The organism is Kitasatospora sp. NPDC056181 (assembly GCF_042266225.1).
Classification (GTDB): Bacteria; Actinomycetota; Actinomycetes; order Streptomycetales; family Streptomycetaceae; genus Kitasatospora.
In genome coordinates, this window is record NZ_JBHJUK010000074.1 from 31,501 (window position 1) to 42,381 (window position 10,881).

At 75.4% G+C, this 10,881-nt stretch carries 9 protein-coding genes; 4 read left to right on the top strand and 5 right to left on the bottom strand.

Annotation, left to right across the window (positions count from 1 at the left end):
• The first annotated feature begins 35 nt into the window (after window positions 1-35).
• The 3 genes from ACFC1F_RS25575 to ACFC1F_RS25585 all read left to right on the top strand — a co-directional run bounded on the left by ACFC1F_RS25575 (window position 36) and on the right by ACFC1F_RS25585 (window position 3,415).
• Entirely contained in the window at window positions 36-1,346 is a 1,311-nt protein-coding gene (locus tag ACFC1F_RS25575; protein ID WP_376161609.1) for a glycosyltransferase family 4 protein, read from the top strand.
• Window positions 1,347-1,499: 153 nt separating this feature from the next.
• Window positions 1,500-2,339, top strand: coding sequence for a class I SAM-dependent methyltransferase (locus ACFC1F_RS25580; RefSeq protein WP_376161611.1), 840 nt, complete (start codon window positions 1,500-1,502; stop codon window positions 2,337-2,339).
• A complete protein-coding gene (locus tag ACFC1F_RS25585; RefSeq protein WP_376161613.1) occupies window positions 2,336-3,415 on the top strand; it encodes a prenyltransferase in 1,080 nt (359 codons plus the stop codon). Before ACFC1F_RS25580 ends, ACFC1F_RS25585 begins: the two co-directional genes overlap by 4 nt.
• A gap of 171 nt (window positions 3,416-3,586) precedes the next feature.
• Here ACFC1F_RS25585 and ACFC1F_RS25590 read toward each other — a convergent pair whose 3' ends face one another.
• The 5 genes from ACFC1F_RS25590 to ACFC1F_RS25610 form a co-directional block, all read right to left on the bottom strand.
• Complete coding sequence (locus ACFC1F_RS25590) at window positions 3,587-4,519, bottom strand: hypothetical protein (RefSeq protein WP_376161615.1); 933 nt, start codon at window positions 4,517-4,519, stop codon at window positions 3,587-3,589.
• A 209-nt stretch (window positions 4,520-4,728) separates the two neighbouring features.
• Entirely contained in the window at window positions 4,729-5,772 is a 1,044-nt protein-coding gene (locus tag ACFC1F_RS25595; RefSeq protein WP_376161617.1) for an N-acetylmuramoyl-L-alanine amidase, read from the bottom strand.
• Between the two features lie 7 nt (window positions 5,773-5,779).
• Window positions 5,780-7,126, bottom strand: a complete 1,347-nt coding sequence (locus ACFC1F_RS25600) for a hypothetical protein (protein ID WP_376161619.1) — start codon at window positions 7,124-7,126, stop codon at window positions 5,780-5,782.
• A gap of 239 nt (window positions 7,127-7,365) precedes the next feature.
• On the bottom strand, window positions 7,366-8,019 hold the full coding sequence (locus ACFC1F_RS25605) for a class I SAM-dependent methyltransferase (RefSeq protein WP_376161621.1): 654 nt from the start codon (window positions 8,017-8,019) through the stop codon (window positions 7,366-7,368).
• A gap of 176 nt (window positions 8,020-8,195) precedes the next feature.
• Window positions 8,196-9,569 (bottom strand): M48 family metalloprotease, encoded by a 1,374-nt coding sequence (locus tag ACFC1F_RS25610; protein ID WP_376161623.1) that lies wholly within the window; start codon window positions 9,567-9,569, stop codon window positions 8,196-8,198.
• 172 nt (window positions 9,570-9,741) lie between these two features.
• Here ACFC1F_RS25610 and ACFC1F_RS25615 point away from each other — a divergent pair, with 172 nt between their 5' ends.
• The gene (locus tag ACFC1F_RS25615; RefSeq protein WP_376161625.1) at window positions 9,742-10,830 is read left to right on the top strand and encodes an alcohol dehydrogenase catalytic domain-containing protein; all 1,089 of its coding nucleotides are present in this window, start codon (window positions 9,742-9,744) and stop codon (window positions 10,828-10,830) included.
• Window positions 10,831-10,881: the final 51 nt, after the last annotated feature.

A 10,881-nucleotide genomic window follows, 5' to 3' on the forward strand; every position in this document is an offset into this window, starting at 1 on the left:
GGCAGCACACCTAGTAGCAGAGATGGGGGCCGAGGATGACCGCGCAACCGCTGCGGATTGCCCTGCTGTCGTACCGCGGCGACCCGTTCTGCGGCGGCCAGGGCGTCTACGTACGACACCTCTCCCGTGAACTGGCCCGGCTCGGCCACCACGTGGACGTGATCGGTGCTCAGCCCTACCCCGTACTGGACGAGGTCGAGGGCCCCGGCTCGGTCCGGCTGGTGGAGCTGCCCAGCCTGGACCTCTACCGCGCCGACGACCCGTTCCGCACCCCGGGCCTCGCCGAGTACCGGGGGCCGGTGGACGTGCTGGAGGTCGCCACCATGCGCACCGGCGGCTTCCCCGAGCCGCTGACCTTCTCGCTGCGCGCCCGCCGCCACCTCGCCCTGCACAAGGGCCGCTACGACGTGGTGCACGACAACCAGACCCTCGGCTACGGCCTGCTCGGCCTGGGACGGCACGGCTTCCCGCTGGTCACCACGATCCATCACCCGATCACCGTGGACCGGCAGCTGGAGCTGGACGCGGCCCCCACCCGGCTGCGGCGGCTGTCGCTGCGCCGCTGGTACGCCTTCACCCGGATGCAGCGCCGGGTGGCCGCCCGGCTGGACCACATCATCACCGTCTCCGGCAGTTCGAAGCGGGAGATCGTCGAGCACCTGGGCGCCGCGCCCGGCGCGGTCTCGGTGGTGCCGATCGGCGCCGACACGCGGCTCTGGTCCCCGTCGGAGACGGTGCGCCGGGTGCCCGGCCGGATCGTCACCACCTCCAGCGCGGACGTCCCGCTCAAGGGTCTGGTGTACCTGGTGGAGGCGCTGGCCAAGGTCCGCACCGAGCGGGACGCCCACCTGGTCGTGGTCGGCAAGCCGCAGAAGGAGCGCGGGCCGGTCGCCGACGCGGTGCGCCGGTTCGGCCTGGAGGAGCACATCGAGTTCCGCAGCGGCCTGACCGACCAGGAGCTGGTCGACCTCTACCGTTCGGCCGAGGTGGCCTGCGTGCCCTCCCTGTACGAGGGCTTCTCGCTGCCCGCCGCCGAGGCGATGGCCACCGCGACGCCGCTGGTCGCCACCACCGGCGGGGCGATCCCGGAGGTGGCCGGGCCGGACGGCGAGAGCTGTCTCGCCGTTCCGCCGGGCGACGCGGACGCGCTGGCGGCGGCACTCGGCCGGCTGCTGGACGATCCGGAGCTGCGCGTCGCGCTCGGCGGGGCCGGGCGCGAGCGGGTGCTCGAACGGTTCACCTGGCAGCGGGCCGCCGAACTGACCGTCGAGGGCTACCGGGCGGCGATCGCCACCGGCGTCGGGCAGCGGGCCCGCTCCGGTCCGGGCTGGCGCTACGTGGCCTGACGGGCCGCCGGACCGGACCGGCCGCCCGGCCGGGACGGTACCCGGCGCGTCGCCCCGTCGGCCGTCCGGCAGGTCACCCTGTTCTCACGCTGTCCCCCACAGTTCTGACGTGGCGTCAGAAACGCTTGGTACCAAAGGAATGGGAGCCCCGCAGTGCTGACCGTTGATTTCTCGCGCTTCCCGCTCGCCCCCGGCGACCGGGTGCTCGACCTGGGCTGCGGCGGGGGGCGGCACGCGTTCGAGTGCTACCGACGCGGGGCCAACGTGATCGCCCTCGACCAGAACACCGAGGAGATCGCCGAGGTCAGGAAGTGGTTCGCGGCCATGGAGCAGGCGGGCGAGGCCCCCGAGGGCGCGTCGGCGGTCGCCATGGAGGGCAACGCGCTGGCCCTGCCGTTCGAGGACGAGTACTTCGACAAGATCATCATCTCCGAGGTGATGGAGCACATCCCCGACGACAAGGGCGTGCTCAACGAGATGTTCCGCGTCCTCAAGCCCGGCGGCCTGCTCGCCGTCACCGTGCCGCGCTGGCTGCCGGAGAAGATCTGCTGGGCGCTCTCCGACGAGTACCACGAGGTCGAGGGCGGCCACATCCGCATCTACCGCGGTGACGAACTGCTCGGCAAGCTCAAGGACGCCGGCCTGGAGCCGTACGGCACCCACCACGCGCACGCGCTGCACGCGCCGTACTGGTGGATCAAGTGCGCGGTCGGCGTGGACAACGACAAGGCGCTGCCGGTCAAGGCCTACCACCAGCTGCTGGTCTGGGACATCGTCGGCACCCCGGTGATCAGCACCCTCACCAAGGCCGCCGAGAAGGCGCTCAACCCGGTCATCGGCAAGAGCTTCGTCGCCTACGCCTCCAAGCCCAACCGCGCCGAGCCCAACCGCGCCGAGCCGGTCGGTGCCGAGCCGGTCGGTGCCGAGCCGGTCGGTGCCGAGCCGGCCGGTGCCGAGGCGGACCGGGCCGAGACCGGGCGGGCCGGCGAGTGACCGCCGCCGTTCCCGAGGTGCTGCTGCTGGACGGGGTGCTCGACGCCGAGCAGGCCGCCCGCACGGTCGGCAGCATCCTCGCCGAGCAGCAGGCCGATGGCGCCATACCGTGGTTCACCGGCCACCACCTCGACCCGTGGGACCACACCGAGGCCGCGATGGCCCTCGACACCGCGGGCGAGCACGCCGCCGCCGAGGCCGCCTACCGCTGGCTGGCGGCCCGCCAGAACCCCGACGGCTCCTGGTACGCGGCCTACGCCTACGGGCAGGGCGGCACCGACGGCGAGGTCTCCAACCCGGCCAAGGAGACCAACTTCTGCGCCTACATCGCGGTCGGGGTCTGGCACCACCACCTCAGCACCGGCGACGACGCCTTCCTGGACTGGATCTGGCCCGTGGTCAGGCGCGCCCTGGACTTCATCGTCGGCCTGCGGCTGCCCGGCGGGCCGATCTCCTGGCGGGTCGACGAGAACGGCGAGGCGCCCGACGAGGCGCTGCTCACCGGCTCGTCCTCGATCCTGCACGCGCTCCGCTGCGGCCTGGCCATCGCCGACTACCTGGAGGAGCCGCAGCCCGACTGGGAGCTGGCGGCCGGCCGGCTGCGGCACGCCATCGCCCACCACCCCGAGCGGTTCCTCGACAAGGACCGCTTCTCGATGGACTGGTACTACCCGGTGCTCGGCACCGCGCTGCGCGGAACGGCCGCACTGGAGCGGATCGAACGGGACTGGGACCGCTTCGTCGTCCCCGGCCTCGGCGTGCGCTGCGTCAGCGACCGGCCCTGGGTGACCGGCGGGGAGAGCGCCGAACTGGCCCTCGCGCTCTGGGCGGTCGGCGAGTCCGACCGTGCGGTGGACATCCTGCGCTGGATCCAGAAGCACCTGCGGCACACCGACGGCTCGTACTGGACCGGGTACGTGTTCGAGGACGACGCCATCTGGCCCGAGGAGCGCACCACCTGGACGGCGGGCGCGCTGCTGCTGGCCGTCGCCGCGCTCGGCGGCGACCCGGCCACGGTCGCGGTCTTCGGCGGTGAGCAGCTGCCCGCCGGACTGGTGGTGCAGGACTGCTGCTGAGGCGCGCACCCGCCCGCGCACGCCGCCACTGAGGCGGGCGTCGGCGGCCGCCACGGGGGGCCGACGACCTCGGTGGCCGCCACGGGGAACGAACGCCGAAGGGCGGGACCGGATCGATCCGGTCCCGCCCTTCGGCGTTGCGTGCGACCGCCGTGCGGCGGTGGCGACGGGTCAGCCGCGCTGGATGCCCGTGGTGTCGGTCAGCAGGCCCTGCGAGCCGTCCTGGAGCTGGGCGACCAGCGCGGCGCCGCGCTGCTCGACCGCCAGGTACCAGGTGCCCGGGACCAGCTCGCCGACCGGGGCCCCGGCCGGGTTGTCCTTCGGGGCCAGCTGACGCGGCGCCGGGACGGCGAACCAGAACGGCGCGAAGTCGGCAGCCGGAGCCGCCGGAGCCGCCGGGGCGGGCTGGGCCTGGGGGGCCGGAGCCTGCTGGGCGGCGTGCTGGGCCGCGGCGTCCTGCGGCTGGCCGGCCTGGGGCTGACCGCCCTGCGGGGCCGGGTAGCCGTAACCGCCGGGCTGGCCGCCGAACGCCGGCGGCTGCGCCTGGAGCGGGTCCTGGCCGGGGGCCGGGTAACCGTACTGGCCGGGCTGGCCCGGCTGGCCGGCCTGCGGGCCCGGGTAGCCGCCCGGGTAGCCCTGCGGGACGGCCGGCTTGTCGGTGACCAGGGGCGCCTTGAGCGCGGGGATCAGCGGGCTCGCCGCGGCGGCACCGGCCAGCACGATCAGCGAGATGACGGCGAGCCAGGCGCCGAAGCCGTGGTCCAGGCCCTTCGGGCCGCCGCCCAGGGACCAGATCGAGGTCCAGAGCGCGGCGACGGCGAAGGCGATGCCCCACTGGTCCAGCCGCAGGCCGAGCACCTGGCGGTTGGCGGCGGCCTCACCCTGGAAGCGCTGCACCAGGATCAGCACGGCGGCGAGGATGCCGAGCAGGAAGACCGAGGGCAGGACGGGGAACAGGACGCTGTCCCAGGCGTTCTGCGACGTGTCGCCGCAGTACCTGCCACTGCAGTCGACGGTCCAGTACGGCAGGAAGGAGGCGATGAAGAGCAGGACGGCCGCACCTGCGACGGCGGCGTCTCCCCTGGTGAGAGCGCGCAGATTCACTAACGTTCCCCTCGTTGGTGTGTCGTGGACGGCGGTGGTGCTCGGTCGGCTTGACCGGTCCGGAAAACTCCGAACGGACCAGAAGCCTAGGGCCAACCGCCTCGCGGGTGCACAGCGGGCTCGGGAATGGGGCGAAGTCGTTGCAAACTGCGCGGGCCCGACTCCTGCCGTCCACCTGATGGTCGGGCAGGCCCCTCGGCCGCAGGCGCCTACCGCGTGGTCAGAAACGTCGTCAGCGCGTCGGCGATCCCCTGGGCCGCCTGCTGGCGCCACTGAGGGTCCGTCATCCGCCTGGCGTCGACCGAGTTGCGCATGTTACCGCACTCGATGAAGACCTTGGGCACGGTGGAGAGGTTCAACCCGCCGAGGTCGGAGCGGGTGTCGAGCCCCTGACTCGCCGTGTAGTCGGCGTACTGCTCGCCGGTGGCCGCGCGGAAGCCGTCGCGCAGGAGCAGGCCGAGCCGCTGCGAGGGGGCGACGATCGCGGAGTTGTCCGCCTTCCCCGCGACCACCTTGGCAGGCGTGATCACGTGGAACCCGCTGCCGCCGGCCGGGCCGCCGTCCCCGTGCACCGAGACCGCCACGTCGGCGTGCGCCTCCGCGCCCGCCCGGGCGCGCTCGTCGATGCACGGTCCCCACGGCCGGTCGCCGTCCTGGACCAGCACCACCGTGGCGCCGCGGGCGGTGAGGATCGCGCGGGCCCGGCGGGAGACGTCCAGGGAGAACTCGGCCTCGGTGTAGCCGGCGTTGGTGGAGGTGCCGGTGGTGTCGCACTCCTTGCGGGCGTTGCCGATGTCGACCAGGCGGTTGATCTCGGTGGCGTGGGCGAAGTTGCCGGGGTTGTGGCCGGGGTCGAGCAGCACCGTCCGGCCGGCGAGGCCGGTGGACCCGGGGGCGGAGGCGCCGGGAGTGGTGGCCGGGCCGGAGGCGGGAGTGGTGGCGCCGGCTTCGGGGGTGGCCGGCGCGGCACTCGTCGGCTCCGGTCCGGTCGGGGTGGAGGCGGCGGTGGCGTCCGGGGAGGTCGGGGCCGTCCCGGCGGCCGTCGTGGCCGAGGGCGCGGGCGGGGCGGCCGCCTCCGCCGCGTGGACCGACGGCCCCGCGTCGCCCGCCTTGCCGGGGTCGCCGACGGCCTGCCAGAGCAGCCAGCCGGCCAGGCCGAGCGGCACCAGCGCGCCGGCCACCGTGGTGGTGAGCAACAGGCGGGAGCGGCGCGGTGGTTCGTCGTGCGGGTTGCCCTGGGTGGTGCGGGTCACGGGTGGTTCAGATCCTGTCCTGGGTGCGCGCGGTCAGGCCGTACGTGTCGGCGATGGCCTTCCACTTCGTCACGAAGTCCTTCTTCGCCTGGGTGGCCTGCGGATTGAGCTCGTCCGCGTGCTTCTTGTCCGTGGTGTTCGGCGCGGAACCGGAGCAGCCCTGCGCGGACACCGCACGGGCCCAGCTCGCGTACGCGCGGTCGATGTCGGCGGACAGCTGCCAGGCCGACTTCAGCGACGCCACCGCGTCCGCACCGCCGGGCAGGTCCGTGACGGCCAGGGTGGCGAGCTTGGTGAGCAGCTGGTCGCGCTGCTTGGCGCCGGAGTCGAAGACCTGGGCCGCGCTGTCGATGTCCGCCTTGGACGGGCAGCTGCTCACCTTGGCGACCGCACTGCCGATCGGCGCCTTCGCGCTCTCGCCCTGGGTCAGCAGGTCGTCCAGCGCCTTGGCCTGGGTCGGCGCGTTGGGACCGGCCGCACCGGCGGTCGGGCTCGCGGAGGCGGAGGCGGAGGCGGTGTCGGTGGCGGCCGGGGTCGGCGCACCGGTGGGTGTCGGGGCGGGCTGCGCGTTGCCGGCGGCCGGCGCGTCGGTGGGCGCGGCCGTGGCGGACGGACCGGGGGCGGCGGCCTTCTCGGCCGGGTCGCCGTCGCCCTTCACCGCCCAGAGGATGCCACCGCCGAGTGCCAGCACGACGAGCAGGGCGAAGCCGATCAGCACGGGCGCGCGCTTGCTGCCGGGGCGGTCCTCGTCCTCGGGGTCCTCGTAGCCGGTGGCGTAGTCCGGCTGTCCGTACGGCGGCTGGCCGTACGGCTGCGGGGGGTAGGGCTGCTGCCCGTACGGCTGCTGGGGGTAGGGGGGCTGCTGCGGGGCGGCCGGGGGTCCGTAGCCGCCGGGCTGGCCCTGGTGCGCGCCCGGGCCCGGGTTCTGCGGGGTGGCGTGGCCCGGGAAGCCGCCGGAGGGCGGGGCGGCCGGGGGCGGGGTGACCGGCTGCGGGGCGGTCGCAGGGAAGGCGGGCGCGGTCGGGGCGTCGTAGCCGGGGGCGCCCGACAGGTACGGGCGCGCCCCCAGCGGCGGTCCCTGGTCGCCGACGGCGCCCGGCGCGGGCGGCTGCTGCATCGGCGGCCGCTGTCCCGGCGCCGGCTGGGCCGGCGGTTGCGGCGCGGGGGGCTGGAACGCGGGCGGCTGGGGTGCCCCGGCGGGTGGCGCCGCCGCGGGCGTGGCGGGCGCGGGTGCGGCGGGGTTCTGTGCGGCGCCCGGGGCAGGCTGCTGCTGCGGCCCGCGGACCCAGCCGCCGGCGCCGCCGCGCGCGGTGGGGTCCCAGACCGCCGGAGCGGTGTTCTGCTGGTCGGTCATTGCGCTCTAGCCCCCACCGTCTGCCCGGATGCTCTGCCTGGTGCCGTGCCGGGGTACCACTGTGCCCCGGTACCGCCGTGTCGCCCGGTTGCCGCCCGGTCGCCGTTCCGTCGCGTGCGGCACCCGTCGGCGCCGCGCGGACACCGTACCGTTCGAACCCCCGCCCGACAGCCCCGGCTCGACGTTAGAGCATCCGTGATCGCCCGTGGGGCGGGTCCGCGGATCTCGCTTCGGCCGGATCAGGCGGCGGTACGGCGCAGCACCCGCAGCGAACCGGTCACCGAGACCTCCTCGAACCCCTCGGCGAGCGCGCGCAGGTAGACCCGGTACGGAGCCTGCCCGCCGTCCGCCGGGTCGGGGAAGACGTCGTGCACCACCAGCAGGCCCTCGGGCGCCAGGTGCGGCGCCCAGCCCTCGTAGTCGCCGGTGGCGTGCTCGTCGGTGTGGCCGCCGTCGATGAAGACCAGGCCGAGGCGGCCGCCCCAGAGCGCGGCGATCTGCGGCGAACGGCCGACCAGCGCCACCACGTGCTCCTCCAGCCCGGCCGCGTGCAGCGTGCGGCGGAAGCGCGGGAGGGTGTCCATCCGGCCGACTTCCTGGTCCACCAGCGTCGGGTCGTGGTACTCCCAGCCGGGCTGCTGCTCCTCCGACCCGCGGTGGTGGTCGACGGTGAGCGCCACCGTCCCGGCCTCCCGGGCCGCCGCCGCCAGCAGGATCGCCGAGCGCCCGCAGTAGGTGCCGATCTCCAGTACCGGAAGTCCCGTCCGCCGGGCGGCGGTCACCGCCGCCGCGTACAGCGCCAGCCCCTCGTCCACCGGCATGAACCCGGTCGCGGCCTCGAACGCCGCCAGCACCTCGGCCCCGGGTCGCGTGTTCTCCAGGAGGTCGGACATGCTGCAGCTCCTTGCCGGGGGTGGTCGGTACTCCGTGCTCGCCGTCGGACCCTACTCGACGGTACGTCCCGTCGTCCCGACCGCCCCGACCGGCACGGAGCGGCACGGAGCGGCGGGCCCGGCGCCGTCGGCCTTCCCGCGCCGGGCGGCGTCAGCGGGTCCGCCGGCCGGCGCCGTCAGCCGGCGAGGAGCGTGCGGGCGATGCGGGTGCGGTGGGGGGCCAGCTCGGCGTTGATGGCGGCGGCCTCGGCGGGAGTCGTGGTGACGGCGGCCGGGAGGTCCGGCCTCCGGTCCAGGAGGGCCAGCCGCAGGTGGGTCGGCGGGTGGGTGGAGTCCACGGCACCCCGGTCCAGGGCGGAGCGGCGCAGCAGGCGCTCGTGCTCCAGCGGCGGGACGGCGGCGAGGTGGTCGCGCAGCTTCTCCCAGAGCTCCTCGGTGGCCGTGGCCTGCGGGGCCGGCCCCGTCGCCGAAGGGTCCGCGCCGCGGCGGGGCGCACGGGGGCGGCCCTGCAGCTCCGCGCGCACACGGGTCACCACGGTGTCGACGGTCCCGAGCAGCAGCAGCGTCCGCAGCAGGCGGCGGGTCGCCCCGGTGGACGCGACCCGGGTGGCCAGCGTGTCCGCGTGGTACTCGGCCTGCTGTCCGGCCCGCGCGGTGAGCCGGTCGAGCAGCCCGAACACCCGCCGCAGCATCCAGGCGACGACGCCGAGCACGGCGTTGGTGACGAGGTCGGTGAAGTGGAGCAGCAGGTGCATCAGGCCCACCCCGCCGCCGGCGTGGGTGCGCGGCCGGGTGAGCTCGTGCCAGTGCGCGATCGCGTGGATCGCCGAGCCGAGCCAGAGGCCCCGCCGGTGGTCGCCGTTGACCCGGTGGCCGAACTCGTGGCCGAGCAGGGCCACCCGCTCCTGCTCGCCGAGCGCCTCCCAGAGCGGCAGGCCGAGAGTGAGCACGTTCCGCCGGCGCAGCCCGACCGCCTCCACGCTCGCGTTGAACTCTCCGTCGACCCGGATCACCCCGACCGGCCCGGCCCCCACCTCGGCGGCGACCCGGTCCGCCAGCTCGTACAGGGCGGGTGCCTGGGCCCGGTCCAGCACGCCCTCGTCGCGCGGGGTGCGGCCGAGCCGCGGCCGCAGCAGGACCACGACCGCGAGCACGATCGCGCCGAGGCAGCGCAGCGGGGTGTTGCCGGTGACGAGCAGCCAGAGACCCCAGGAGAACAGGGAGGCGGTGGCGAGGTGGACGACGGTGGCGATGGCGGACGCGGCCAGCCAGTCCCGCCGCCCGGCGGTGGCCGTACGGCCGGCCGCGACGTCCTCGTAGAGCCGGTCGGTCCGGGCGGCTGCGGCCGCCTCCTGCCGGGTGGCCGCGGCGCGCTCCGGCCCCGGGGTGAGGTTCCAGCCGCAGTGCGGGCACCAGACGGTGAACCGCGGGTCGACGTCCAGCGCGGCGGCGCAGCGCGGGCAGGTCTGCGGGGCGGCGGCGGGGGCCGCGGCAGGGGCGGGCACGGCAGAAGTGGCCGCGGCGGGAGTGGGCACGGGGGGAGTGGGCACGGCGGACGATCATGCCAGCGGGGGCCCTTCGCCGACACCCCGATTCCCGGCGGGCCGGTTCCCTCCCCGTCCGGGCCGGGCCCCAGCCGGTGAAACGTGTTCTACTCCGGGCGGGCGGGGCGTGCCAGAATCGGCCCGACCACCGATCCGAGGGGAATCCGGGAGCAGCCCCATGCGCGCAGCCATCCTGCACAAGACCGGCCAGGACACGCTCGACGTCCGCGACGACGTGGTGGCGGTCGGTTTCGGCCCCGGCAAGGTGAGAGTCCGCCTGCGGGCGGCCAGCCTCTGTCACTCCGACCTCTCGGCGATGAGCGGCGTCCTGCCGCAGCCCGCGCCGTTCGTCCCCGGCCACGAGGGAGCCGGTGACGTGGTGGAGGTCGGCGAGGGCGTGACCGGCGTCGAGGCGGGCGACCGGGTGGTGCTCTGCTGGATGGCGCCCTGCGGTCGCTGCGCCCACTGCGAGCGGGGCCGCGGGCACCTCTGCGTCTCCAGCCTGCGCCGGCTCGGCGCCCCGGGCTTCCGGTTCGACGGCGGCGGTGCTCCGGTGGACGCCTCCGGCTTCTACGGCACCGGTGCGTTCGCCGAGGAGGTTGTGGTCGAGCGCGACGCCGTGATCAAGGTCCCGGCCGACCTGCCGTACGAGCTGGCCGCCCTGATCGGCTGCGGGGTGACCACCGGCATCGGTGCCGCCGTCCACACCGCGCAGGTCGAGCCGGGGTCCTCCGTCGCGGTCATCGGCGCGGGCGGGGTGGGCGTCGCGACCGTGCAGGGGGCCCGGGTCTGCGGCGCGGGCCGGATCGCCGTGGTCGACCCGGTCGTGTCGAGGCGGGAGCGGGCGCTGGCCTTCGGGGCCACCGACGCGCTCGCCCCGGAGGAGCTGAAGGCCGTCGCGAAGGGCCTGCCGGGCGGCGGCTTCGACTACGTCTTCGAGGCGGTCGGCCGTGCGGCCACCGTCCGGGCCGGGTACGACGCGGCGAGGCGCGGGGGCGCGGTGGTGGTGATCGGCGCCGGGGCGCAGGACGACCTCGCGCAGTTCACCATGGGCGAGCTGTTCTTCAACGAGAAGCGTCTGCTGCCCTCGCTGTACGGCGGGACGTCGGTGCCCCGCACCATCGCGCTGGTGGTGGACCTCTGGCGGGCCGGGCGGATCGACCTCGCGGGGATGATCACGCACCGGGTCGGGCTGGCGGACGTCAACGAGGCCGTCGCGCAGATGCGGGGCGGCGAGGCGCTGCGGACGGTCGTGACGCTGGACTGAGTTCCCGGCGCCGGAACGCGGCAGGGCCCGCCGGTCGACACATCGTGCGAC

Excerpts from the sequence above, each read along its gene's own strand:
- ACFC1F_RS25575 (WP_376161609.1), top strand. The coding sequence starts at position 36 with ATGACCGCGCAACCGCTGCGGATTGCCCTGCTGTCGTACCGCGGCGAC.
- ACFC1F_RS25600 (WP_376161619.1), bottom strand. The coding sequence starts at position 7,126 with ATGACCGACCAGCAGAACACCGCTCCGGCGGTCTGGGACCCCACCGCG.
- ACFC1F_RS25605 (WP_376161621.1), bottom strand. The coding sequence starts at position 8,019 with ATGTCCGACCTCCTGGAGAACACGCGACCCGGGGCCGAGGTGCTGGCG.
- ACFC1F_RS25615 (WP_376161625.1), top strand. The coding sequence starts at position 9,742 with ATGCGCGCAGCCATCCTGCACAAGACCGGCCAGGACACGCTCGACGTC.